Genomic DNA, 24,304 nt, shown 5'->3' with positions numbered 1-24,304 from the left:
GAAGGGGTCACCGGAAGGTCCGCAGCCGCAGGGAGTTGAGCACGACGAACACCGAGGAGAACGCCATCGCCCCACCGGCGATCATCGGGTTGAGCAGCCCCGCGGCGGCCAGCGGGATCGCGGCGACGTTGTAGCCGAAGGCCCACACCAGGTTGCCGCGGATGGTGCCGAGCGTGCGCCGCGCCAGGCGCACGCCGTCGGCCGCGGCCCCGAGGTCGCCCCGGACCAGCACGAGGTCGCCCGCCTCCATGGCCACGTCGGTGCCGGTGCCCATGGCCAGGCCCAGGTCGGCCCGGGCGAGGGCCGCGGCGTCGTTGACCCCGTCGCCGACCATCGCCACGCCGTGCCCGCGGGCCTGCCAGTCGGCGACGACGTCGGCCTTCTGCGCCGGGAGCACGTCGGCCACGACGTGGTCGGGCGCGATGCCGACCTCGGCCGCGACCGACCGCGCCACCGCCTCGTGGTCGCCGGTGAGCAGCACCGGGGTGAGGCCGAGGTCGCGCAGCCGGCGCACGGCGTCGGCCGAGGTCGGCTTGACGGTGTCGGCGACCACGACGACGCCGCGGGCGGCGCCGTCCCAGCCGACGGCGACCGCGGTGCCGCCGGCGGCCCGGGCCTCGTCGACCGTGCGGGCCAGGTCGTCGCCGAGGGGCAGCCCACGCTCGGCGAGCAGGCTCGGGCGGCCGACCACGACCTCGGTGCCGTCGACCCGGCCGGTGACCCCGAGACCCTCCAGGGCCGTGAAGTCCGCGACCGGGCGGGGGGCGTCGACGGCCCCGGCCACGGCCCGGGCGATCGGGTGCTCGGAGGCGTGCTCGAGGGCGGCGGCCAGCTCGAGGGTGCGCTCGTCGCCGTGCACTGACCGCACCGTCATCTCGCCGGTGGTGACCGTGCCGGTCTTGTCGAGCAGGACGACGTCGACGCGGCGGGCCTGCTCGAGGGCCTCGGGGCCCTTGACCAGGATGCCGAGCTGCGCGCCCCGGCCGGTGCCGACGAGCAGCGCGGTCGGGGTGGCCAGGCCGAGTGCGCACGGGCAGGCGATCACGAGGACGGCGACCGCGGCGGTCACCGCGGCGGCGGTGCCGGCGCCGGTGCCGACCCAGAAGCCGAGGGTCGCCGCCGCGATGATGAGCACGACCGGCACGAAGACGCCGGAGACGCGGTCGGCGAGCTGCTGGGCCGCGGCCTTGCCGCTCTGGGCCTCCTCGACCAGCCGGGCCATCTGCGCCAGCTGGGTGTCCGACCCCACTCGCGTGGCCCGGACGACGAGGCGCCCACCGGCGTTGACGGTGGCGCCCACCACGGGGACTCCGGGTCCGACCTCGACGGGCACGGACTCCCCGGTGAGCATCGAGGCGTCGACCGCGGAGGTGCCGTCGAGGACCTCGCCGTCGGTGGCGACCTTCTCCCCCGGGCGGACCACGAACAGGTCGCCGACGACGAGCTCGGCGGCCGGGACCCGGACCTCGGGCCCGTCGACGCCGCCCCGCAGGACCGCGACGTCCTTGGCGCCGAGGTCGAGCAGCGCGCGCAGGGCGGCGCCGGCCCGCCGCTTGGAGCGGGCCTCGATCCAGCGGCCGAGGAGGACGAGCGTGGTGACGCCGGCCGCGGCCTCGAGGTAGATCGTGCCGGCGCCGTCGGTCCGCTCGATGACGAGGTCGAAGGGGTGGGTCATGCCGATCTCGCCGGCCGTGCCCCAGAACAGCGCGTAGACCGACCAGCCGAACGCCGCCAGCACGCCGATGGAGACCAGGGTGTCCATCGTGGCCGCACCGTGGCGCAGGTTGGTCCAGGCTGCGCGGTGGAAGGGCAGCGCGCCCCACACCACGACCGGCGCCGCCAGGGTCAGGGACAGCCACTGCCAGCCGTCGACCTGGATCGCGGGCCACATCGCCAGGAGCACCACGGGCACGCTGAGGACAGCGCTCACGACGAGGCGGTCGCGCAGGGCCCGGACCGGGTCGACCACCGCGGGTCCGTCGCCGTCGGGCGCGTCAGCCTCCGTGACCGGCAGCGCGGCGGCGTACCCCGCGGCCTCGACGGTCGAGAGGAGGTCGTCGGTCGTCACCGGCGCGGCGTAGGTGACCGTGGCCTTCTCGGTGGCGTAGTTGACCGACGCCTCCACGCCGTCGAGCTTGTTGAGCTTGCGCTGGATGCGCTGGGCGCAGGACGCGCAGGTCATGCCGGTGATCGCGAGCTCGACCCGCTCGCCGTGGTCGGGAGTCGTGGTGGCCGTCATCGGTGAGCTCCGCTCGGGTCCCCGGCCGCGTGACCGGCGTCGTGGTGCCGCTCCGGGGCCGGCCCGACCGGTCCGACGGGGCCGGTCGCGCGGCCGACGCCGAGCGCGAGCAGGAAGACGGCGACCAGCACCACGACGAAGGCGCCGAGCCGCGCGAGCGTGCTCACGTCAGCTCGTAGCCGGCCTCCTCCACGGCGGCGCGGACGTCGTCGTCGGAGAGGGGTCGGTCGCTGGTGGCGGTCAGGGCGCCGGACTCGAGGTCGACGGTCACCTCGGAGACGCCGGCGATCTCGCCGACCTCCTCGGTCACCGAGGCGACGCAGTGCTGGCAGGTCATCCCGGAGACGGTGCCGTGGAACGTGTGGGTGGATGGAGTGGTCATGCCTTCACCAACCTCGCGATCGCTGCGGATGCTTCCTTGAGCTTGGCCTCGGCCTCGGGCCCGCCGGCCTTGGCGGCGTCGAGCACGCAGTGGCTCATGTGCTCGTCGACCAGGCCGAGGGCCACGGCCTGGAGGGCCTTGGTGACCGCCGAGACCTGGGTCAGGATGTCGATGCAGTAGGTGTCGGACTCGATCATGCGCTCGATCCCGCGCACCTGCCCCTCGATGCGCCTCATGCGCTTGAGGTAGTCGTCCTTGCGGCTGGCGTAGCCCGGTCCGTGGTCCATGAGAACTACCCTACCCCCCTAGGGTACCCAGCCCAAGCCGCGGCGGGAACGCCGTCCGCTCGCCACGACCGACCACCCGAAAAGTGGTCTGGACCCGCGAATGCCCGGTGTGGCATCGGTTACATGACTCCTCGCCGCGGCCGGTCCCCACAGACGGCCGGGGCGGCTGCAGGGCGGCCCGTCGCGGGGAGCGGCGGGCCGCCTCCGGCCCGCGGGTGGACCCGGCGGTGGCCCCGCTCACACCCACCCCTACGGGCGGGCGTGGAACGGCGCCGTGCGGGAAATACGGAATGAAGCCTGGGCGTCGGAACGGATAAACTCGGCCCTTCTGGCCGGCCGCACCGTCGCGGCCACCCCCGATCCACCGCCAGCCGCGCTCCCCCGGTCCCACCGGGGACACCCCCGCGAGACGAGAGGCCCCGCGTGTCCGAACGACTCCCCGACGTGCCGGTGCCGGCCGCCGACGTCGACGAGCCTCGGACACCCTGGTGGCGGCGTACCCCGAAGGAGCGCAGCACCTGGGGTGCGGTGCTGTGGGCGCAGCGGGTGTCGTGGATCGGCGCCATGGCCTGTGCGCTCGTCCTCGAGCTGTCGGGCCTGGTCGGCGAGGAGTCCGGCTGGTGGCGCTCGACGTTCGTCGACGGCCTCAGCTACGTCGCCGACAGCCTGGTCATCTGGCTGGTCCTGGTGGTCCTGATCGGGCTGACCAACCGCGTCATCCTCTCCCTGGGCCTGGTCACCGCCTTCACGCTCGTGCTGGCCGGCGCCAACCGGGTCAAGCTCGGCCTGCGCTCCGAGCCGATCTACCCCAGCGACGTCGACTTCCTCAGCCAGCCCGGCTTCCTGCTGTCCCAGGTCTCCCCCGCGATGATCGTGGTGGGGGTGCTGGGGCTCGTCGCCGTGGTGGCGTTCTCCTGGTGGCTCGGTCGCCGCATCGAGCCGCCGATGGCCCGCATCTGGCCGGCCCACCTGCCCGTGCGCCGGCAGCTCGGCACCGTGCTGGTGCGCGCGGCGTTCGTCACCCTGGCCCTCGCGCTCCTGACCGACGCCACGAAGTTCAACGACCCCGGCAACGGCTGGCGCGGCATCTACGAGGTCGGCGACCGCAAGTGGCGCTACTGGAACCAGCGCACCAACTACCTCGCCAACGGCTTCGTCGGCGGCTTCCTCTACAACATGCCGACCGTGGCCATGGAGACGCCCGAGGGCTACGGCGAGGAGACGATGGACGCCCTGGCCACGCGCTACGAGCGGGCGGCCGCCAAGGTCAACCGCAAGCGCACCGGGTCGCTGGCCGACACCAACGTCGTGGTGGTGCTCAGCGAGTCGTTCTCCGACCCGACCAAGCTCCAGGGCTTCCAGCTCGACGAGGACCCCATCCCGCGCACCCGCGCGCTGATGGAGGCCGGCACCTCCGGCACCATGCTCGCCCAGCTGTACGGCGGCGGCACGGCCAACATGGAGTTCGAGGCCCTCACCGGCCAGTCGATCGGCCTGTTCAACCCGCAGCTCAACTCGCCGTACCAGATGCTGGTGCCCGAGTACGACCAGTACCCCTCCGCGGTCGGCGCGTTCAAGTCCCAGGGCCACGACGCCGTCGGCGTGCACCCCTACATCACGAGCTTCTACAAGCGCGACCAGGTCTACGACGTCCTGGGCTTCGACCAGTTCGTCCACGACACGACGATGAGCGAGCAGGAGCGCATCGACGACAACGAGTTCATCGACGACCAGTCGGCGTTCGACGAGGTGCGCAAGCAGATCGACGACTCGGCGACGCCGCTGATGGTCAACCTCGTCACCATGCAGAACCACATCCCGGTCGACGGCAACTACACCGACCCGATCGGGGTCACCGGCGTCGACGCCGCACAGGCCGACCGCATCGGCAACTACGCCCGCGGGCTCTCCTACACCGACCGCGCCCTCGCCGACTTCCTCGACCAGCTGGAGAAGTCCGACGAGAAGACCGTCGTGGTCTTCTACGGCGACCACCTGCCGGGCATCTACGACTCCTCGATCGCCGACCAGAACCCCGGCGAGACGATGTACACGACGCCGTTCTTCATCTGGAGCTCCGAGGGCAACCAGCAGCGCCGGCTGCCGCAGGTCAGCCCGACCCAGTTCCTCCCCCTGCTCTACGACACGATGGACGTGCCGCTCCCACCCTTCTACGTGCTGCTCGACCGGCTCCGCCAGCGCCTGCCGGCCCTCGAGCAGGGCCGGATGATCGACCCGCAGGGCCGCGAGGTCACGCCCGAGCAGCTCGACCCCAAGACGCAGCGGCTGCTCGCCGACTTCCGCCTCGTCCAGTACGACTTCTCCATCGGCGACCGCTGGTCGGTCGACCGGATGTGGCCCGGGGCCCTGCGCTGAGCCCCGGCCCACGGCTGCCGTCCTTCGCTCCGGTGGCCCGACGGCGCCCCGTCGCGATCGTCCAGCCGGGCACCGCACTGCCGCCCGCGCCGTACGCAGCCGCCGAGGTCGACCTGGCACCGGGTGCTCCGCGCGCGGAGGTCGCCCTCACCGCGGGAGCCGACCGCCTGGCCGCCACCTGGGACGGGCGCGCGGTCGCGCTGCGCACCGTGCTCGCGGGCCGGTCGGCGCGCCACCGCAGCCGGCGCCACGGCCGGGTCCCGGCTCCGGAGGCGCTCGCGGTCAGCCTCACCGGGCCGGTCGTGACCGCCTGGGCGCGGCACGACGGCACCTGGACGGCCCGCGCGGTGGTCGACCTCGCGCTCGTCCGCGGTGCGCCCGACGTGCACGACGAGGACTGGCTCGCGGGCCTGCGGGCCGAGGGTGACCGCGCCGGCGCGTTCGGGCAGCTCGGCCTGCGCGACGTCCGCGCGGTCACGCACGCCGACGCGACGCCGTACCGGGACGGGGCCGGGGGCGCGGTCCTGCTGAGCGCCACGAGCGCGGGGCCCGGTGGGTTCCGCACCGGCCACACGTCGGTGTGGGCCCTCGATCCGCTCTCGCTCGACCTGCGGCACCGCGGCGACCTGTTCTTCCGCCGGCCCGAACGGTCCGGCGTCCTCGGCGACCACGCCACCCACGTGCTGCGCGACGGCGACCGGTGGCTGGTGGCGACCAGCACGTGGGGCGACTTCGACCGGCGCCGGCACCCACGGGTGACCACCACCGTGGCCGAGGTGCCGGCGGGCGACGACCCGACGCGGGGCACGCACGTGCTCGACACGGTGCCGCTGGACCTGCCGCTGCCCGACGGCAACCGGTCGGTCGGGCGCTGGGACCCGCACCTGGTGCGCGACCCCGAGGGCGGCTGGGTGGTGGCCTTCGTCTCCGCGACCCGGTTCTTCTCCTTCGGCCCGGCCGTGGCCGAGGGGCCCGCCCTCGACCGGCTGGGGGCGCGGGCGACCGACACCGGACGGACGGCGACCGAGGGCGTGACGCTCCTGCAGCGCGACGGGCGGTGGTGGGTGCTGGCCTCCGACGGCCGCGACGGCGCCGCGGGCCGGCGGGCCCGCTACCCCGTGCTCGACCTCGACCTCCGCGAGCACGGCGCCCTCGACGCGGCGTACCCGACCAACCTGCCGTGGCCGACGCTCCTCGACCTGCCTGCCGAGGCCGGCGGCCCCCTCCTGCTCGGCTTCGACGGCCGCCCCGCCGGCGGGCGGCTCCCGGGGTACGGCACCCACGGCGACCTGGTGGTCCAGCGACCGACGGGGTCCCCGGAGGGGTGGGAGGCGCCCCGACCCCCGCGCTAGCATGTCTACTATCTCGGTAGACATGGAGGTCATGCTCGTGCAGGACGCGCTGGACGACACCCGGCACCGCCCCGCCGCGCCCCGGCAGGGGCGTCGCGCCGACCTCGACCGCGACCTGGTGGCCGTGCTCGGCGCGGTCGCGATCCTCCTGCTGACCGCCCTGTGCTTCCTCGGCCTGACCACCCTCCCGACCTGACCGGCGGGCGCCGACAGCACCTTCCGCCGCCCCCTGCCGGGCCCGCGCGGCCCGCCACGCCGGGGCTCGCGGCAGGCCCTGGTCGTGCCCTGGGGGCCTGGGCTGCGCTACGGTCGTTCGCCGCGGCTCCTTGCGGGCCGCCACCCCAGACCATCATCGAGAGGACCCCTACCCCATGAACCGCACCGAGCTGCGCGACGCCATCGCCTCCGAGACGGGACTCAGCAACGCCCAGGCCGACCAGGCGCTCTCCGCCACGCTCGACGCCATCACCGCTGCGCTGGCCAAGGGCGACAAGGTCACGCTTCCGGGCTTCGGCACCTTCGAGACCCGTGAGCGCTCCGCCCGCCAGGGCCGCAACCCGCAGACCGGCGAGACGATCGAGATCGCTGCCAGCACCGCCCCCGCCTTCAAGGCCGGCGCCAAGCTGAAGCAGGCCGTCTCGGCCTGACCCTGTCGGCCACGGCCGCCAGACCGGGACCGGCTTCCCGCCGCGGGAGCCGGTCTCGGGCATTTTTCACGTGCATTCGCGGCGAGCACGGGGTACGAAGGAGCGAGCGACGTGCGTGGAGGGGAGCCGCCGGTGCCGGACGCGCCGATGGACTGGGGTCACTGGGCGGGCGCAGCGTCGCCCGACGCCCTGTGCGCCTTCGACCTCGACGGCCGCGTCCGGTGGGCCAACCCCGCCTTCGCCGACCTGGTCGGCCTCTCCCTCCACGACGTGGTCGGGCGCGACGGCGCCGACCTCGGCGACCACGACGGGCGGTCGCAGTTCGCCCGGCACGTCGAGGAGATGCGGGAGGGTCATCCCGGTGCCCGGGACGAGGAGACGCTGGTCGTGCGGGCCGACGGCTCGACCCGGTGGTGCCTGGTGTCGTGGTGGCCGGTCCCGGGACCCGACGGTCGCCCCACGGCGTACGTCCACCGCTTCCACGAGCACACCGAGCACCGTCGCCTGCTCGAGCAGCTCGAGCAGACCCAGCGCACGGCGCGGGTCGGCGGCTGGATCTGGGACGTCCCCCGCAACGAGGTCTGGTGGTCGCGGGAGGCCTACGCCGTCTACGGGATCGAGCCCGAGACGATGGTCCCGACCTACGAGGGCTTCATGTCGCTGGTGCACCCCGACGACGTCGACGACCTGCGCCGCCAGGTGGCCGCGGTGGTCGAGGCCGGGGAACACCTGACCTTCGACGTGCGCATGCCCACCCCGACCGGCGACGTGCGCTGGATCCACGGGGAGGCCGAGGTGGCCCGCGACCCCTCCGGCGCGGCCGTGCGCCTGGTGGGCGCCTCCCAGGACATCACCGACCGGCAGCAGGCCCTGGAGGCGGCCACGACCGCCACCCGCCGGCTCGACCTGCTCCAGCAGCTCGCCGAGGCCGCCAACCGCTCGACCGCGCTCGCCGACGCCCTGGTGCGCTCGGCGCAGCTCATCGAGGAGTCGCCCGAGTGGACGCCCCTCGGCGTGGCGCTGAAGACCCACCGCGGCGCGCCGCTGTCGGTGCTCGAGCTCCCCGAGCCCGCCGCCCCCGGCCTGCCGCCGCTCGACCTCGAGGCGGCCGCCGAGTGCTGGCGCACCCGGTCGGTGGTCCAGACGCCCCTGCCCGACGAGGGCCCGCTCACGGTGCGCCTGATGAGCCTGCCGATCACCAACGGGCACCAGATGGCCTGCGTGGTCCAGGTGCTGGCCCGGCTCGACCGCGTCGACGACTTCACCTGGCAGCTCATGGTGCAGGTCAGCGACCAGCTCAGCCGGGTCGCCGAGCGCGAGCGCACGGCGGTGCAGCTGGAGGAGGCCCGCGACGCTGCCATGGCGGCCTCGGAGCTGAAGTCGGAGTTCCTGGCCACGATGAGCCACGAGATCCGCACGCCGATGAACGGCGTCGTGGGGTTGACCGACCTGCTCCTGCGGTCCGGCCTCGACCCCGAGCAGCGCAAGCACGCCGAGGCGCTGCGCGGGGCGGGACTCACCCTGCTGGCGCTGCTCAACGACATCCTCGACCTGTCGAAGATCGAGTCCGGCCGGCTCGAGCTGGAGCAGACCGAGGTCGACGTGCGGGCCGTGGTGGAGCAGACGGTGCACGTGGTGGGTGGTCCCGCGCGCGACAAGGGGCTCGACCTGCGCGTCTCCGTGCAGCCCGACGTGCCCCGCCTGCTGCGCGGCGACCCCGTGCGGCTCGGGCAGGTGCTGGCCAACCTCGGCAGCAACGCGGTGAAGTTCACCGACGCGGGCCAGGTCTCCGTCGACGTGCGCCTGGGCGCGCCGCCCGCCGACGACCCGTCCGCGGCCCGCCGCGTCACGCTGCGGGTCGAGGTGCACGACACCGGCATCGGCATCGACGAGGCCGACCTCGACGGGCTCTTCGACGCCTTCACCCAGGCCGACCGCTCCACCACCCGTCGGCACGGCGGCACCGGGCTCGGCCTGGCGATCTGCCGGCAGCTCGTGGAGGCGATGGGCGGCCACCTCGAGGTGCGCAGCGCGTGCGGCGCCGGGAGCGTCTTCTGGTTCGAGGTGCCGCTGGAGGTGGCCGACGGTGCGGCCGCGCCGGAGGCGCCCGTCGTACGCCGGCGGGTGCTGGTGCTGGCTCCCGACGACGACCGGGCGTCGTCGCTGGTGGAGCGCCTGGGCACCTGGCAGCTGCCGGCCGACCCGGTCGTCGACGTCGACCAGGCCCGGCGGGCGATCGACGCCGCCGCTGCCGAGGGACGGCCCCACGACCTGGTGCTGGTGGCCATGCCGGGCCCCGACGCCGTCGCTGCGAGCGCCGCGCTGGCCCGGGCCGGTGTGCGCCACGGCGTCGACCTCGTGCACGTGGGCGACCCCGGCCCCGGCGGCCACGACGCCGTCCAGGGGGCGGGGTTCGCGGCCAGCGTGGCCGGCACCGCCCGGTCCGCCGAGCTGTACGCCGCGGTGCTGGACGCCACCGGCGGCGGCACCCCCGGGGCGGACCGACCGGCGCGGCCCCCGGGCGCCGACCTGGGCCTGCACGTCCTGGTCGTGGAGGACAACGCGGTCAACCAGCTGGTGGCGACCGGGTTGCTGGAGAACCTCGGCTGCACCGTGGCCACGGTCGACAACGGCGCCGAGGCGGTCGACGCCCTCGCCCCCGGGCACGGGGTCGACCTGGTGCTCATGGACCTGCGGATGCCGCAGCTCGACGGCTTCGACGCCACCCGCGCGGTGCGGCAGCGCGAGCAGGGCACCCGGGTGCCGATCGTCGCCATGACCGCCTCCGCGCTCCCCGGCGAGCGCGAGCGGTGCCTGGCCGCCGGGATGGACGACTTCCTGACCAAGCCGGTCGACCCCGCCCAGCTCGCCGCCGCCATCACGCGGCTCGCGCCGCGCACCAGCCGCGCGACGGACCGGGCGGCCACCGCGGCCCCCCGCACCGACGCCGCGTCGACCGCGCGGGGCGACGAGGCGGTGCTCGACCCGGAGCGGGTGGAGATGCTCAGCGAGCTGGTCAAGGACGGGGTCTCGTTCTTCGAGCGCACCCGCGCCTCGTTCCTGGCCCGGGTCGACGGCATGCTCGCCCAGGTCAGCATCGCCGTCCAGGACGACGACGCCGAGCGCACCACGGCCGTCGCCCACCAGCTCAAGGGCAGCGCCGCCAACCTCGGCGTGGTCCGGGTCGCGGCGCTCGCCGCGCAGGTGGAGGACGCCGCCCGCGCCGGCCGGCTCGACGAGGCCGCGGCGGTGCTGCCGGCCCTGCGGGCGGCGGTCGGCGAGGCCACCGAGGCCCTGCTGGCCGCGCCGCCTCCTCTCCCCGCCGGCTGAGACCGGCTCGCCGCCGGGTCTGCCCCGGCGCGGCCGCACGGTGCGGGTGTGGTCCTCGACGCCGCTCGGGCGCCGAGGCGACGGTGGTGGCGGTGGGGACGAGGGCAGCCGGGGCCGCCCAGGCCGCGGCGTGCGTGGGAGCACGCACGGGCGTGGGCGACGTATCGTGGCTCACAGCCGCGCCACCCCTGCGGCCCCTCCGAGACCACCCACCCCGTGGTCACTCACCACCCGAAGGACACCACCCATGTCATCCGCCCCACCCAGCACCGACGTCTTCGACAGCAGCCCCGAGCACGAGCAGGTCGTCTTCGCCCAGGACGCCGCCACCGGGCTCAGGGCCATCGTGGCGATCCACTCCACGGCCCTCGGCCCCGCGCTCGGCGGCACCCGCTTCTACCCCTACGCCTCGACCGGCGCGGCCCTGGCCGACGTCCTCGAGCTCTCCCGCGGCATGTCCTACAAGGCCGCGCTGGCCGGCCTCGACCTCGGCGGCGGCAAGGCCGTCATCATCGGCGACCCCACGACGCTGCGGTCCGAGGCCCTGCTGCGCGCCTACGGCCGCTTCGTGCAGACCCTGGGCGGCCGCTACCGCACCGCCTGCGACGTCGGCACCAGCTCCGGTGACATGGACCTCGTGGCCCGCGAGTGCGACTTCGTCACCGGCCGCACCGTGGCCAACGGCGGTGCCGGCGACAGCTCGGTCCTCACGGCGTACGGCGTGTTCCGCGGCATGCTGGCCGCGGCCGAGGCCGCCTGGGGCGACGGCGACACGGCCGGGGTCCTCGCCGGCCGCACCGTCGGCGTGGCCGGGGTCGGCAAGGTCGGCCGCCACCTCGTCGGCCACCTCGTCGACGCCGGGGCGCGCGTCGTCGTCACCGACGTGTGGGCGCCCGCCGTCGACCGGGTCCGCGACGAGCACCCCGGCGTCCGCGTGGTGGGCTCGACCGAGGAGCTGGTGGCCACCGAGCTCGACGTCTACGCGCCCTGCGCGCTCGGCCACGCGCTGAGCGACGAGGTGGTCGACGTGCTGAGCGCCCGCGTGGTGTGCGGGGCCGCCAACAACCAGCTCGCCCACCCCGGCGTGGAGAAGGCGCTGGCCGACCGCGGCATCGTCTACGCGCCCGACTACTGCGTCAACGCCGGCGGCCTGGTGCAGGTCGGCGACGAGCTGCACCCCGAGGGCTTCTCGTTCGAGCGCGCGGAGCAGCGCACGACCCGCATCTACGACACCACCCGCGCCGTGCTGGAGGCAGCAGCACGCGACGGCGTCTCGCCCGCGACCGCAGCCGACCGGCTGGCCGAGCAGCGCATGCGCGAGGTCGGCCGCCTGCGCGGCATCTGGGTCGGCTGACCCGACCACCCACGCTGACCCGTCGTCGATCGGCGACGGGTCGGCGGGGACCGCCGGGGTCCGAGTTGCGGTGACCGGAGGTCAGTCGCGGCGGTCGGCGTAGTCCGACCACTTGTCGTCGGGCTCGTCGGCCTCGACGTCGTGGGTCTCCTCGCCGTGCAGCTCCTTGGCGAGCGCCCCGAAGTCCGTCTCGTGGGTCCGGTACTTCAGGTCGCGGGCGACCTTCGTCTGCTTGGCTTTCGCTCGGCCGCGGCCCATAGGGTCCAGCCCCCTCGCACACTTGGCCGGGCGCCACAGGCGGCCCGGGTCATCTCGACATCTCGTGGGCGCAACGCTACCTGCTCGGTGGATGTTCCGGCACGCCGGATCGGCGATTGGTGGCGAAAATCAAGCAGTGGCGCGGTCCGGCCCCGTCAGGAGCGGCTCCCGCAGGGTCACCAGGTGGGGTGCTGACCGGTCATCCGGACCGTCGCCGTCGCGTCGGGGTCGACGTCGACCTGGCCCGCGACCCAGGCTCGGACCCCGAGGCCCTCGAGCAGGTGCAGGGCGGGGTCGACCGCGTCGGGCGGGCACAGCGCCACCATGCCGACGCCGCAGTTGAGGGTGGCCTCCAGGTCGTCCTGCGACAGCCCGCCGACCTGGCGGACGAGGTCGAAGACCGGCTGGGGGTTCCAGGTGCCGCGCTCGAGGGTCGCGCGCAGCTCGGCCGGCAGCACCCGCGCCAGGTTGGCCGCGAGCCCGCCCCCGGTGACGTGGGCGATCGCGTGCACCTCGACGTGGTCGGCGAGGGCCAGGCAGTGCTTGGCGTAGATCGTGGTGGGCTCGAGCAGCTCCTCACCCAGGGTGCGACCGAGCTCGTCGACGTGCCGGTCGAGGCTCCAGCCCGCGCCCCCGTCGGCCGCACCGGCGAGCAGCACGTGGCGCACCAGGGAGTAGCCGTTGGAGTGCAGCCCGGAGGAGGCCATGGCGATGACGGCGTCCCCCGGCCGGACCCGACCGGGGCCGAGCAGCCGGTCGGCCTCGACGACGCCCGTGGCGGCCCCCGCCACGTCGTACTCGTCGGGGCGCATGAGACCGGGGTGCTCGGCGGTCTCGCCGCCGACCAGCGCGCAGCCGGCCTCCGTGCAGGCCGAGGCGATGCCGTGCACGATGGCCGCGATGCGCTCGGGCACGACCTTGCCGGTCGCGATGTAGTCGGTCATGAACAGCGGCTCGGCGCCGCACACCACCAGGTCGTCGACGACCATGCCGACGAGGTCGAAGCCGATGGTGTCGTGCTTGTCCAGGGCCTGGGCGATCGCCACCTTGGTGCCGACGCCGTCGGTCGAGGTGGCCAGCAGCGGTCGGGTGTACGACGTCAGCGCGGAGGCGTCGAACAGGCCGGCGAACCCGCCGAGCCCCCCGATGACCTCGGGCCGGGTCGCCCGGGCCACCGAGGCCTTCATCAGCTCGATCGCGGTGTCGGCGGCCTCGATGTCGACGCCCGCCCGGGCGTAGGCGTTCTGCTGCTGGGTCACTGCTGGGTCACCGGGTCCTCACGGGTTGTTGAGCACGGGCAGGGCCTTGCCGTGCGTGGGCGCCTGGAGGGAGGTCTCGAGCAGGTGCTTGCCCAGCAGGCTCTCGTCGGGCAGCGGCACGGGGTACTCGCCGGTGAAGCAGGCCCGGCACAGCGACGAGGCCGGCTGGCCCGTCGCGTCGACCATGCCGTCGAGCGAGATGTAGCCGAGGCTGTCGGCGCCCACGCTCGCGGCGATCTCCTCGGGGCTCAGCCCGTTGGCGATGAGCTCGGCCCGGGTCGCGAAGTCGATGCCGTAGAAGCACGGCCACTTCACCGGCGGGCTGGAGATGCGCACGTGCACCTCGGTCGCCCCCGCCTCGCGCAACATCCGCACCTGGGCGCGCTGGGTGTTGCCGCGCACGATGGAGTCGTCGACGACCACCACGCGCTTGCCGCGGATCATGTGCTCCAGCGCGTTGAGCTTGAGCCGGATGCCGAGCTGGCGCAGGGTCTGGCTGGGCTGGATGAAGGTGCGTCCGACGTAGGCGTTCTTGACGAAGCCCTGGCCGAACGGGATGCCGGACTCCTCGGCGTACCCCGCTGCGGCCGGGGTGCCGGACTCGGGCACCGGGATGACGAGGTCGGCCTCGACGGGGTACTCCCGCGCCAGCTGGCGGCCCATCTCGACACGGGACTCGTGGACGCTGCGGCCGCTGATGGTGGCATCGGGCCGGGCGAGGTAGACGTACTCGAAGACGCAGCCCTTGCGCTCCGGCTCGGCGAACGTGTAGGTCCGCAGGCCGTTCTCGTCGATGACGATCATCTCGCCGGGCTCGACCTCGCGCACCACGCTGGCGCCGATGGTGGCCAGGGCGGCGTCCTCGGAGGCGACGACCCAGCCGCGCTCGAGGCGGCCGAGGACGAGCGGCCGGATGCCCTGCGGGTCGCGGGCGGCGTACAGGGTGTCCTCGTTCATCCACACGAAGCAGAAGGCACCGCGCAGCTGGGGCAGGACCTCCAGCGCGCGCTCCTCGAGCGTGGTGTCGGGGTGGTGGGCCAGCAGCGCGGTGACCAGGCTGGTGTCGTTGGTGGCCGACTCGAGGCCCTTGGCGTGGATGTCGAGCTCGCCGTCGTCGCTCGGCAGGGCCCCGACCATCTCGCGCAGCTCGTGGGTGTTGATCAGGTTGCCGTTGTGGCCCAGCGCGATCGAGCCGGCGTACGTCGGACGGAACGTCGGCTGGGCGTTCTGCCAGGTGCTGGCCCCGGTGGTCGAGTAGCGGCAGTGCCCGATGGCGAGGTGGCCGTTGAAGGAGGCCAGGGTGGTCTCGTCGAAGACCTGCGAGACCAGCCCCATGTCCTTGTACACCAGGATCTGCCGGCCGTTGCTGACCGCGATGCCGGCCGACTCCTGGCCACGGTGCTGCAGCGCGTAGAGGCCGAAGTAGGTCAGCTTGGCGACGTCCTCGCCCGGCGCCCAGACCCCGAAGACGCCGCACGCGTCCTGGGGGCCCTGGTCGTGCGGGTCGAGCGCCGCGGTCAGTCGACCGTCACCGCCGGGACGGGAGCCACTGCTCTGGAAGGGCACGCCCGCATCGTATCGGCCGCCGTCGCGCCGGACCGCTTCGCGGCCCGTGCCCCGTTGGGACGCAAGCCCCACGGGACTCGGCCCCGCCGCGTAGCCTGGAGGCCCACCGAGACGACAGGCCCCGTCCCCCCCGTGACCGACACCACCCCCCAGCACCGCGCGCAGATCGACGTCACCACGTGGTCCGACGCGTCGTCGCGCGCCGCCCTGGACCTGGTGGCGTCCTCGGTGGCCGAGATGGTCGGGTTCGAGATCGCCATCATCAGCGTGGTCCGCGGCGAGGTCATGTACTCGGTGTCCGTCGAGGGGTCCAACGAGGCCGTCCAGGCCATGCTCGGGCTCGCGACGCCGGTCTCGATGATCGAGTCCGAGCTGGCCCGGGCCGACGACTGGGGCCGGTTCCGCTTCGTCCCGCACGACCGGCTCGCGAACGACGACCACCTCGCCGCCTTCGGGTGGGTGCCCGACCTGACCCCGCTCGACACCGCCGACGCGTGGGACCCGCTCGACCTGCTCATCGCCCCGCTGTACGGCGAGGACGGCGACATGATCGGCCTGCTGTCGATCGACGTACCGCTCAGCGGGCGCCGTCCGGGGCGGACCCAGCGCCACCTCCTCGAGCGGTACGCCGCCCAGGCCGAGCGCACGCTGCGCGTGGCGTTCGAGCGCGACGCCCTGGCCGAGCGGCTCCGGCTCGCCGAGGTGGCCCGACGGGTGGTGCGGTTCGCCACGACCCAGGACGACCTGGCCAGCGTGCTCCACGACTGCCGCGCCCCGCTGCTCGAGGGGTTCCGGTCCGACTACGTCGCGATCCGCACCTACGCCACCGGCGACCTCGCCCCGTTCGGCACCTCCCCCACCATCCTCGACGAGGTCGGCGCCGAGGCGGTGCGGGCGATGGCCCGGCGCGCGTGGGCCGACGAGCGCGTCGTCGTCCACGGCGACCTGGTCGCCCCCGACCCGGCGCTCTCCGAGGAGGAGAGGGCGGTGTGCCAGGAGGCGATCACCAACGGCGGCCTGGGCAGCATCCTGCTCGTGCCGATGGGCGACACCCTGGCCTGCCACGGCCACGTGGCCCTGGGCCGCAAGGACCCGCTGCTGGCGTGGAGCCCCGACGAGCAGCGCGACGCGCTCGAGGTCGCCCGCGACATCGCGCACGCCGTCGTCCGGCTGCGCACGCAGGAGCGGGAGCGGCGCCTCGTCGCCGAGCTGCGCCGGCTCGCGACCTACCGATCGCAGCTGCTGAGCACCGTCTCCCACGAGCTGAAGAACCCACTGGCCGCCGTGCTCGGCTACGCCGAGGTGCTCGACACCCTGCTTCCGGAGGCGGGCGACGGACGACGTGCCCTGGGTGCGCTCGCCCGGGCGGCCACCCGGCTGGGCGGCGTGGTCGACGACCTGCTGGTGCTGGCGGAGGTCGAGGACCCCGACAGCGCGGCGCCGACCGAGCCGTTCGACGCGCTGCCGGTCGTGCTGGGCGCCATCGAGCTGACCCGCATCACCGCCGCCCGACGGGAGGTGACGGTCGAGCTCACGGCCCCCGAGGGAGCAGTGCTGGTGTGCTGCGACGCGGGCGACCTCGACCGGGTCGTGACCAACCTGCTGAGCAACGCGATCAAGTACTCACCGGCCGCCAGCACGGTCTCGGTGGTCCTCGCCGAGCACGACGACGAGGTGGAGGTCGCCGTCCGTGACGAGGGCATCGGCATCTCGGCCGAGGACCAGGAGCGGCTGTTCACCGAGTTCTTCCGGTCCACCAACCCGGCGGCGGTCGCCGAGCCCGGCACCGGGCTCGGCCTGACGATCTGCCGCCGGATCGTCGAGCGCCACGGGGGACGCATCGAGGTCGACTCCACCCTGGGTGAGGGCAGCACCTTCCGGGTGCTGCTGCCCACGCCCGCCTGAGGGCGCCCCTCCCGGGGGTCAGGCCCGCCGGGCGGGGACGGCGGCGAGCGCCGTGCGCCCGAGGGCGGCCCGGGCGATGACGCCGTCGGCCACGGCTGCGGCCTGGGCCCGGATCTCGGGGATGGCGGTCGACTCCCACAACGTGCCCTTGCGCGGCGGGCCCACGGCGTACATCCCGGGGACGACGGCGCCGGACTCGCCGACGACCTCGCCGCCGTCGAGGGTGTCGATGCCGAGGCGCAGCGCGTCGGGGACGACGAGGCCGCGCTCGCGCAGGGCCAGCAGCAGCGGGTCGGAGCTGCGGGTGACGTCGGTCGAGGGACCGGTGCAGTTGACCACCGCGTGCGCCACGATCGGGGTCGGCACCTCGCCGACCGTGACCTGGGCGTGGGTGCCGCGGTCGGCGATCGAGGCAACGCCGCCGCCGAGCACGCTCAGCCGGCCGTCGTCCTCGTAGGCGCGGATGCGGGCGGCGACCTCGGGCGCCATGCGGTGCCGGCGCACCTCCCACTCGCGGGCGTGCACCGCGAGGAACCGGCGACGCTCGCCGAGCGGGAGCCGCTTCCACAACGGCGTAGTGGCCGCGCGGAGGCCGTCGACCACGGCCCGCCAGCCGACGCCCTGAGCGGCGGCGGCCGCGACCTGCTCGCGGACGTGGGCGGCGAGCAGGTCGGCGGTGAGCGGCCCCTCGGGCACCGGCTGCACCCAGGCCGTCGACTGCTGCTCGACGTGGGCCTCCGGGAGGCGACCGTGCCGGCTGACCATGACGACCCGGCGGCGCGGCCCCTCGGCCAGCAGCGTGATGACCGTGTCGACGGCGGTCAGCCCGGTGCCGACGACCACGATCGTGGCGTCGTCGGGCAGGACGCGCAGGGCGCCGAGGTCCCACGGGTCGGCCAGGTGCCACGACGCGGCCGGGAGCTCGTCGCCGTCGAGCACCAGGGGACGGGGACGCTGGTTGCCGTAGGCCAGCACCACGCTGTCGACGGTCGAGGTCACGTCGCCGCCGCGCACCTCGAGCTGGCCGCCGCCGACCGGGACGACGTCGTCGACCCGCCCGGCACGGATGCTGAGCCGGTGGTCGGCGACCTGCGCCAGCCGGTCCTGCAGGTAGGTCGCGTAGTCGAGGCGCGGCAGGAAGGCCTGCGGGTCGTCGCTGCGCCCGGTGCGGCGGGCCCAGTCGATGAGGTCGGAGGGCACGTCGGGGAACGCGCTCATGTGCCGGGAGCGGACGTTGAGCAGGTGGGCGGGGTCGTTGGTGCCGTAGGCGATGCCGCGCCCGACGATGCCGGAGGCCTCGTGCACCTCGACGCGCAGGCCGGGGTCGGTGCTGCGGGCCAGCAGGTTGATCGCGGTCAGGACGCCGCTCGCCCCGCCGCCGATGACCGCGACGCGGTGGTGGGGTCGCGGGGCGTACGCCGTCGGGGCGGGGACCGGGAGGTGCGTGACGACCATCCCGTAACTGTACTGAACAAGTCGACTCAAGGGGAAATGTGTCCCGGCGCGTCGGCATCCGCCTGGAGACGCCACGAGGCCCCCGTGGGCTGGGTGCTCACGGGGGCCTCGGGGTCCGGCGCCGTCGTCCGGGTCGACGCCGGGGCGGGCGGGGGGCTCAGCGCATCTTGCGCGCGCCCTGCTCGATCGCCTCGCGGATCCGCACGTAGGTGCCGCAGCGGCAGATGTTGCGGATCTTGTCGAGGTCGCTGTCGCGGATCTCGCGGCCCTGCCGCCGGACACGCTTGACCAGGGCGACGGCCTCCATGATCTGGCCGGGCTGGCAGTAGCCGCACTGGGCGACGTCGCGGTCGATCCAGGCCTGCTGCATCGGGTGCAGGCCGGGACCGGGCCAGGTCTCGTCGAGGCCCTCGATGGTGGTGATCCGGTCCTTCTTCTTCAGGTCACCGACCTTGACCGAGCACGGGTTGAAGGCCTTGCCGTTGATGTGCGAGGTGCACGCCTTGCACACGTTGATGCCGCAGCCGTACTTGGGGCCGGTGACCCCGAGGATGTCGCGGAGGACCCAGAGGACCCGGACGTCGTCGCGCACGTTCACCGTGACGGTCTTGCCGTTGAGGATGAAGGTCTGCTTGGGCATGTCGTTTCTCCTTCGATCCGCGTCAGCGGGTGAACTTGAGGCCGTTGGTCGGCGAGGCGGGCACGGGCGGGACGAACGACTTCGGCTTGAACGAGATCTCGGCGTGGTTGATCGGGAAGTACTGCGGGACCTTCTTGGTGGCCCGGGCGTAGGCACACGCCACCGCGGCCGCGGACGACCCCACTGCCGCCTCGCCGGCGCCACCGGGCGTCTGCGACTTGGACTTGATGATGTGGACCTCGACGTCCTTCGGGACGTTCCACTGGCGGGTGTAGAAGTAGTTGTCCCAGCTGGCCTCGAGGAACTTGCCGTCCTGGAGGTGGTTGCTGCTGGTGAGGGTCAGCGCGATGCCGTCCATCAGCCCGCCCTGCATCTGGGCCTCGAGGCCGCGCGGGTTGATGACCAGGCCGGTGTCGACGGCGATGACCGCCTTGGTGACCCGGGGACCGGTGACGGTCTCCTTGCCGAGGTTGCGGTTGACCGTGCGCGGCCGGCAGTCGATCTCGACCAGGACGGCCGTGCAGCCCTTGTACTCCTTGTGGATCGCGATGCCCTGGGCGGTGCCGGGCGCCATCTTGCGGCCCCAGCGACCCTCGTCGGCCACCTTCTGCAGCGCGGCCTTGACCCGGTCGTTCTTCAGCATCTCCATGCGGAACTTGAAGGGGTCCTTGCCGAGCTTCTTGGCGACCTGGTCGATCGTCAGCTCGGCGGCCACGCACGTGTCGGGCGAGTAGATGTTGCGCATGCTGCCGGTCGAGAACTTGTCCTCGAACTCCAGCGGCTCGTTGAGCAGCTGCGTCAGGGCCCCGAAGTTGTAGGGCAGCTCCTGGGTCAGGGAGAAGATCGACTCGGCGAACCCGAGCCCGCCGAGGCCGATCGGGTCGAGCTCGTCGGCCAGCGAGGTGAGCATCTCGCCGAGACCGTGGCTGAAGTCGGTGGTGACGCTGGTGTGGCGCTGCTCGAAGGAGACCACCTGGCCCGCGACGATCGTGGCCCGGCACCGGGAGGTCGCCATCGGGTGCAGGCGCCCCTGGCGGGGCTCGTCGGCGCGGTGCCACATCAGCTTGACCGGGACCTTCATGGCCTTGGAGATGCGGGCGGCCTCGATGGCGTGGTCGCCGAACAGCTTGTGGCCGAAGGACCCGCCGCCGGTGATGACGTTGACCTTCACCCTGTCCTGGGGGAGGCCGGTGACCGCGGCGATGTTCTGCTGGGCCAGGATCGGCACCTTCAGCCCGGCCCAGATCTCGGCCCGGTCGCTGCGCACGTCGGCGATGGCGGCGTACGTCTCGAGCGCGGCGCTGCTGCGGAACGCGAAGGCGAAGTTGGTCTCGACGGTTTGGGCGAGCGCCGGGAGGTCCTTCGGGACCACCATCGGCAGCTCCTGCTTGCGCAGCTTGGCCAGCACGGTGGCGTCGGACTGGTTGTCGACGGTGCCGGGGTTCCAGTCGACCTTCATGGCGCGGATCGCGTCGATGCACTGGCCGAAGGTCTTGGCCCGCACGGCGATGCCGGTCGGGATGGTCACGACGTGGGTGACGCCGGGCATCCGCAGGATCGCCGAGCGGTTGCGCAGCCGCTTGGGCGAGCCCTGGTGCTGCGGCGGCCGGCAGACCATGGTGGGCAGGGCGCCCTTGACCTTGAGGTCAGTCGTGAACTTCTTCTTGCCCGTGACCGCGTCGCGGGCGTCGAGGCGGCTGACCGGGCGGCCGATGACCTTGAACTTCTCCTGCGGCCGCAGCTGCACCCGGACGCGCTCCACGACCTGGCTGGCGGCGTCGCCGGCGAGCGAGGCGTAGGTCAGGTTGGTGACGCCGTCGCTGACCACACCACCGGTGGTGAAGAGCCGGTCGACGTTGGTGCCGAGCTGGATCGCAGCCGCCTTGAGCAACTGCTGGCGCGCGATGGCCGCGGCGACCCGGACGGGCGTGTAGGTGGAGAAGGTGGTGTTGGAGCCACCGGTGAGCTGGTTGAGCAGCAGCTCGGGCCGCGCCTTGGACAGCGTGACGTCGATCTTGTCGATCGGCAGGTCGAGCTCCTCGGCGAGGATCATCGTCGTCGAGGTGATGATGCCCTGGCCGACCTCCGTCCGCGGGAAGGCGAACTTGGCGCGGCCGTCCTTGCCGATGGTCACGGTGATCAGCGCCGACGTGGGCAGCGCCGAGTCGGTCTGCAGGTCCTCGAGGTCGTAGAGCTCGGGGATCTGCGGTGCCGACGGCACGGCCGCGTCGGCGCGCTGGGCACGACCGACGCTCAGGTCGGCGGCGACCACGAGGGTGCTGCCGGCGAGGACGTACCCGACGAAGCTGCGGCGGCCGAGCCGGCCGATCGAGTCGTCGGCGTCGAAGGCGGCGGGGTCGTGCCCCTCCGGGAGCTCGTCGAGCGGGTCGTGCGGGTGGTTGTGCAGGTCGTCGGACGGACGTGTCGTCATCTGGTCACTTCCCCATGAGTCGAACGGCCCGGGTCTTCCGAGGGGTGGCCCGGGGTGAGCGGCGTTCAACCACCACTGTGACACCGCTCATGTGACTGACGCCATGCCTGCGGTGACCACCGTCACGACGGACTTCTGTGCAATCCGCACAACGCCCCCGCCCTAGTTCACCCAGGTGGGTGGGCCATGCCCATGCGGTGGGCGCGTAGGGCCAGGTCGAGCTCGACCGGGGGCCGGGCCTCGGTGAAGGCGCGCCCGGTGACCTCGGTGATCCGGCGGAGCCGGTTGATGACGGTGTTGCGGTGGCAGTGCACGGCGCTCGCGGTCGCGGTGGTCGACCCGCCCGCGGCGACCCAGGCCTCGAGGGTGTCGACGAGGGCGCGCGCCTCCGGTCCGGGCAGCGCGAGCACGGGCCGCAGCCACCGGTCGACGAGCAGCGCGGCCATCTCGGGCGCGCTCAGCAGCAACGCCTCCGGCACCCGGTCGTCGAACGGCGCGAGGCCCGGCCGGCGCCCCTGGGCGCGCAGCGCGAGCGTGGCCTCCCGCAGGCCCTCGGGCACCCCGACGAGGCCGTGCGCCACCGAGGAGACGCCGATCGGTGTGCGGACGCGGGCCACCAGCCCCCGCAGCGCGGCCAGCGCCTCGGCCGGGTCGTCGTCGCGCAGCGCCACCAGCCCGACCACGCCCTCGGTGCGCTCCACCCAGGCCGTCGCGTGGGGCGCCAGCTGGTCGTCGGCCAGCCAGCGGTCGAGGTGGGCCGCGGCGACCACCAGCAGGTCGCCGTCGACGGCGAGGTCGAGCGACATCGCCGCCCCGTGGGCGAAGCGCGGGTCGCGGGCCCGACCTCCCAGCAACCCCTCCCACAGCTCGGCCCGCTGCTGCTCGTCGGCGCGCACGACCGCTCGCTCGTGGGCGTGGTAGGACGAGGCCACCTCGGCGGAGGTGACGTCGACGACCTCCCACAGCTGGGTGCCGATGTCGCGCAGCTCCCCCGCGTCGAGCAGGTCGGCGCCCCACTCGATGAGGTCCTCCCAGACGTGCCGCCCGCCCATCCGGAACGACCGCAGCACGTGGTCCAGGGGCATCCCCTGCTCGGCCCGGCGCCGCCCGGTCGCCCGCGCTGCGTCGTACGCCGGGTCGTGGTCGGAGTGGCGCGGCCGCACGCCCGAGGAGACTGCCTCGGCGAGGAGCTCCAGGATGCGGTCGACGTTGGTGACGCAGGAGTGGCGCAGGTCGGCGCTGGTGACGACGTCGAGGGCGTAGGCGGGGTTCTCCAGCTGGATGGAGGCGACCAGCCGGTCGGCGATCGGCGCCAGCCGCTCGCGCCGGTGGCGCGCGAGGAACTCCAGCGTCGCGGCCCGCACGGGCGCCAGGCTAGGCAGTGCTGGCTGGCGTGGGGTTGGTCGGCGGCCGGGGTCGGCTCGACGAGCCGTGAGGTTCGTCGCGCGCCGCGGGACCCGCGACGGTGCGTCAGCCGGCGAGGTTGCGGAGCAGGAAGGCCTCGGCGAGGACGACCCGCTCGAACTCGGCGAGGTGGAGGCCCTCGTTGGCGCCGTGGGCGCGCGTGTCGGGGTCCTCGACGCCGGTGACGAGCACGCTGGCCTCGGGGAAGGCGTCGAGGAACTCGGCGATGAACGGGATCGAGCCGCCGACGCCCATGTCGACGGGCTCGGTGCCGTCCCAGGCCTCGGCGAACGCGGCGCGCGCGGCGTCGTACGCCGGGCCGGTGGCGTCGATCTGGGTGGCCTCGCCGGTGTCGACGGTGGTGACGGTGAGCTGGGCGCCCCACGCGACGTGCTTCTCGAGGTGCTCGCGCAGCCGGGCCTCGGCGTTGGCGGTGGTGTCGCCGGGGGCGACGCGCAGGCTGAGCTTGGCGCGGGCGACGGGGGTGAGGGTGTTGCTGGCGCCGTCGACCCTGGGGGCGTCGAGGCCGGTGATGGTGAGCGCGGGCTGGGTCCACAGCCGCTCGACGACGGGGCCGCGGCCGACCCAGCTGGTGCCCGGGAGGGCGCCGGACTCCGCACGCAGCCGCTCCTCGGGGTACTCGACGTCGGCGGCGGGCTGGGAGTGCAGGCCGTCGACGGCCAGGGCGCCGTCGTCGTCGTGCAGGGTCGACAGGAGGCGGGTCAGGGTCATGATCGCGTCGGGGACGAGGCCGCCCCACATGCCGGAGTGGACGGCGTGGGTCATCGTGCGGACCTCGACGTCGACGCGCACCAGGCCGCGCAGGCTGGTGGTCAGGGCGGGCTCGCCGATGTCCCAGTTGCCGGAGTCGGCGATGACGATGACGTCGGCGCGCAGGGCCTCCTGGTGCTCGGCCAGCAGCGCGGGGAGCGTCTCGGAGCCGACCTCCTCCTCGCCCTCGATGAACATCGTGACGCTGACGGGAAGGTCGTCGCCGAAGACGCGCAGGGCGCCGAGGTGGGCGGCGATGCCGGCCTTGTCGTCGGCCGCGCCGCGGGCGTAGAGGCGGTCCCCGCGCTCGGTGGGCTCGAAGGGCGGGGAGTCCCACTCGGCGTGGTCGTTCTCGGGCTGCACGTCGTGGTGGGCGTAGAGCAGCACGGTCGGCGCGCCCTCGGGGCCGGGCTTGTGGGCGATGACCGCGGGCGCGCCGCCGTCGGCGGTGACGATGTCGACCGAGGCGAACCCCTCGGCGCGGAACAGCTCGGCGACGGCCTCGGCGCTGCGCTGCACCTGGTCCGACCGGGCGGGGTCGGCGCTGACGGACTCGATGCGGACGAGGTCCTCGAGGTCACGCCGGATGCCCGGCATCAGGTCGGTGACGCGGGCGCGGATGTCGTCGCTGCTGGCCATGCTCCGCAC

At 73.9% G+C, this 24,304-nt stretch carries 19 protein-coding genes; 7 read left to right on the top strand and 12 right to left on the bottom strand.

Going from position 1 to position 24,304, the window contains the following annotated elements; translation table 11 throughout:
- Positions 1-7: 7 nt before the first annotated feature.
- The 4 genes from FJQ57_RS16900 to FJQ57_RS16890 are packed head-to-tail and all read right to left on the bottom strand — an operon-like array spanning position 8 to position 2,908.
- Positions 8-2,239: a heavy metal translocating P-type ATPase gene (locus tag FJQ57_RS16900; RefSeq protein WP_139982586.1), complete on the bottom strand. Its 2,232-nt coding sequence runs from the start codon at positions 2,237-2,239 to the stop codon at positions 8-10.
- The gene (locus FJQ57_RS22650; RefSeq protein ID WP_170219483.1) at positions 2,236-2,406 is read right to left on the bottom strand and encodes a hypothetical protein; all 171 of its coding nucleotides are present in this window, start codon (positions 2,404-2,406) and stop codon (positions 2,236-2,238) included. The genes FJQ57_RS16900 and FJQ57_RS22650 overlap by 4 nt, the downstream gene beginning before the upstream one ends.
- A complete protein-coding gene (locus FJQ57_RS16895) occupies positions 2,403-2,621 on the bottom strand; it encodes a heavy-metal-associated domain-containing protein (protein ID WP_139982584.1) in 219 nt (72 codons plus the stop codon). The genes FJQ57_RS22650 and FJQ57_RS16895 overlap by 4 nt, the downstream gene beginning before the upstream one ends.
- Positions 2,618-2,908: a metal-sensitive transcriptional regulator gene (locus FJQ57_RS16890; RefSeq protein WP_139982582.1), complete on the bottom strand. Its 291-nt coding sequence runs from the start codon at positions 2,906-2,908 to the stop codon at positions 2,618-2,620. Before FJQ57_RS16890 ends, FJQ57_RS16895 begins: the two co-directional genes overlap by 4 nt.
- A gap of 423 nt (positions 2,909-3,331) precedes the next feature.
- Here FJQ57_RS16890 and FJQ57_RS16885 point away from each other — a divergent pair, with 423 nt between their 5' ends.
- The 6 genes from FJQ57_RS16885 (at position 3,332) to FJQ57_RS16865 (ending at position 11,967) form a co-directional block, all read left to right on the top strand.
- Positions 3,332-5,284 (top strand): LTA synthase family protein, encoded by a 1,953-nt coding sequence (locus FJQ57_RS16885; protein WP_139982580.1) that lies wholly within the window; start codon positions 3,332-3,334, stop codon positions 5,282-5,284.
- Between the two features lie 32 nt (positions 5,285-5,316).
- Positions 5,317-6,636 (top strand): hypothetical protein, encoded by a 1,320-nt coding sequence (locus FJQ57_RS16880; RefSeq protein WP_246081870.1) that lies wholly within the window; start codon positions 5,317-5,319, stop codon positions 6,634-6,636.
- 22 nt (positions 6,637-6,658) lie between these two features.
- The gene (locus tag FJQ57_RS22645; RefSeq protein ID WP_170219482.1) at positions 6,659-6,832 is read left to right on the top strand and encodes a hypothetical protein; all 174 of its coding nucleotides are present in this window, start codon (positions 6,659-6,661) and stop codon (positions 6,830-6,832) included.
- Between the two features lie 175 nt (positions 6,833-7,007).
- Complete coding sequence (locus tag FJQ57_RS16875) at positions 7,008-7,283, top strand: HU family DNA-binding protein (RefSeq protein WP_139982578.1); 276 nt, start codon at positions 7,008-7,010, stop codon at positions 7,281-7,283.
- 132 nt (positions 7,284-7,415) lie between these two features.
- Positions 7,416-10,613 carry a PAS domain-containing hybrid sensor histidine kinase/response regulator gene (locus FJQ57_RS16870; RefSeq protein ID WP_170219481.1) on the top strand — a complete coding sequence of 1,066 codons (3,198 nt, stop codon included), beginning with the start codon at positions 7,416-7,418 and terminating at the stop codon, positions 10,611-10,613.
- 247 nt (positions 10,614-10,860) lie between these two features.
- Positions 10,861-11,967: a Glu/Leu/Phe/Val family dehydrogenase gene (locus FJQ57_RS16865; protein WP_139982574.1), complete on the top strand. Its 1,107-nt coding sequence runs from the start codon at positions 10,861-10,863 to the stop codon at positions 11,965-11,967.
- A gap of 81 nt (positions 11,968-12,048) precedes the next feature.
- Here FJQ57_RS16865 and FJQ57_RS16860 read toward each other — a convergent pair whose 3' ends face one another.
- From FJQ57_RS16860 to purF, 3 genes are all read right to left on the bottom strand, one after another.
- A complete protein-coding gene (locus FJQ57_RS16860; RefSeq protein ID WP_139982572.1) occupies positions 12,049-12,225 on the bottom strand; it encodes a DUF3073 domain-containing protein in 177 nt (58 codons plus the stop codon).
- Between the two features lie 176 nt (positions 12,226-12,401).
- Positions 12,402-13,484 (bottom strand): phosphoribosylformylglycinamidine cyclo-ligase, encoded by a 1,083-nt coding sequence (gene purM, locus FJQ57_RS16855; RefSeq protein ID WP_139982570.1) that lies wholly within the window; start codon positions 13,482-13,484, stop codon positions 12,402-12,404.
- 18 nt (positions 13,485-13,502) lie between these two features.
- Entirely contained in the window at positions 13,503-15,050 is a 1,548-nt protein-coding gene (purF, locus tag FJQ57_RS16850) for an amidophosphoribosyltransferase (RefSeq protein WP_139982568.1), read from the bottom strand.
- A 132-nt stretch (positions 15,051-15,182) separates the two neighbouring features.
- Between purF and FJQ57_RS16845 the strand changes: the two genes are divergently transcribed.
- Positions 15,183-16,955 (top strand): sensor histidine kinase, encoded by a 1,773-nt coding sequence (locus FJQ57_RS16845; RefSeq protein ID WP_139982566.1) that lies wholly within the window; start codon positions 15,183-15,185, stop codon positions 16,953-16,955.
- Positions 16,956-16,973: 18 nt separating this feature from the next.
- Here FJQ57_RS16845 and FJQ57_RS16840 read toward each other — a convergent pair whose 3' ends face one another.
- The 5 genes from FJQ57_RS16840 to FJQ57_RS16820 form a co-directional block, all read right to left on the bottom strand.
- Positions 16,974-18,410 carry an FAD/NAD(P)-binding protein gene (locus FJQ57_RS16840; RefSeq protein WP_139982564.1) on the bottom strand — a complete coding sequence of 479 codons (1,437 nt, stop codon included), beginning with the start codon at positions 18,408-18,410 and terminating at the stop codon, positions 16,974-16,976.
- Between the two features lie 157 nt (positions 18,411-18,567).
- Complete coding sequence (locus tag FJQ57_RS16835) at positions 18,568-19,050, bottom strand: (2Fe-2S)-binding protein (protein ID WP_139982562.1); 483 nt, start codon at positions 19,048-19,050, stop codon at positions 18,568-18,570.
- 22 nt (positions 19,051-19,072) lie between these two features.
- Positions 19,073-21,481 (bottom strand): molybdopterin cofactor-binding domain-containing protein, encoded by a 2,409-nt coding sequence (locus tag FJQ57_RS16830; protein WP_139982560.1) that lies wholly within the window; start codon positions 21,479-21,481, stop codon positions 19,073-19,075.
- A gap of 167 nt (positions 21,482-21,648) precedes the next feature.
- The gene (locus FJQ57_RS16825) at positions 21,649-22,845 is read right to left on the bottom strand and encodes a PucR family transcriptional regulator (RefSeq protein ID WP_139982558.1); all 1,197 of its coding nucleotides are present in this window, start codon (positions 22,843-22,845) and stop codon (positions 21,649-21,651) included.
- A gap of 106 nt (positions 22,846-22,951) precedes the next feature.
- A complete protein-coding gene (locus FJQ57_RS16820) occupies positions 22,952-24,295 on the bottom strand; it encodes a dipeptidase (RefSeq protein ID WP_139982556.1) in 1,344 nt (447 codons plus the stop codon).
- Positions 24,296-24,304 lie beyond the last annotated feature (9 nt).

Origin of the sequence: Nocardioides litoris, from assembly GCF_006346315.1 — a bacterium.
GTDB lineage: Bacteria > Actinomycetota > Actinomycetes > Propionibacteriales > Nocardioidaceae > Nocardioides > Nocardioides litoris.
This window is presented reverse-complemented; position numbering and strand designations above follow the sequence as displayed.

Bases quoted from the DNA above. Each gene is read 5' to 3' on its own strand.
- FJQ57_RS16900 (WP_139982586.1), bottom strand. From the start codon at position 2,239: ATGACGGCCACCACGACTCCCGACCACGGCGAGCGGGTCGAGCTCGCG.
- FJQ57_RS16895 (WP_139982584.1), bottom strand. From the start codon at position 2,621: ATGACCACTCCATCCACCCACACGTTCCACGGCACCGTCTCCGGGATG.
- FJQ57_RS16890 (WP_139982582.1), bottom strand. From the start codon at position 2,908: ATGGACCACGGACCGGGCTACGCCAGCCGCAAGGACGACTACCTCAAG.
- FJQ57_RS22645 (WP_170219482.1), top strand. From the start codon at position 6,659: ATGGAGGTCATGCTCGTGCAGGACGCGCTGGACGACACCCGGCACCGC.
- FJQ57_RS16875 (WP_139982578.1), top strand. From the start codon at position 7,008: ATGAACCGCACCGAGCTGCGCGACGCCATCGCCTCCGAGACGGGACTC.
- FJQ57_RS16865 (WP_139982574.1), top strand. From the start codon at position 10,861: ATGTCATCCGCCCCACCCAGCACCGACGTCTTCGACAGCAGCCCCGAG.
- FJQ57_RS16860 (WP_139982572.1), bottom strand. From the start codon at position 12,225: ATGGGCCGCGGCCGAGCGAAAGCCAAGCAGACGAAGGTCGCCCGCGAC.
- FJQ57_RS16840 (WP_139982564.1), bottom strand. From the start codon at position 18,410: ATGGTCGTCACGCACCTCCCGGTCCCCGCCCCGACGGCGTACGCCCCG.
- FJQ57_RS16835 (WP_139982562.1), bottom strand. From the start codon at position 19,050: ATGCCCAAGCAGACCTTCATCCTCAACGGCAAGACCGTCACGGTGAAC.
- FJQ57_RS16830 (WP_139982560.1), bottom strand. From the start codon at position 21,481: ATGACGACACGTCCGTCCGACGACCTGCACAACCACCCGCACGACCCG.
- FJQ57_RS16820 (WP_139982556.1), bottom strand. From the start codon at position 24,295: ATGGCCAGCAGCGACGACATCCGCGCCCGCGTCACCGACCTGATGCCG.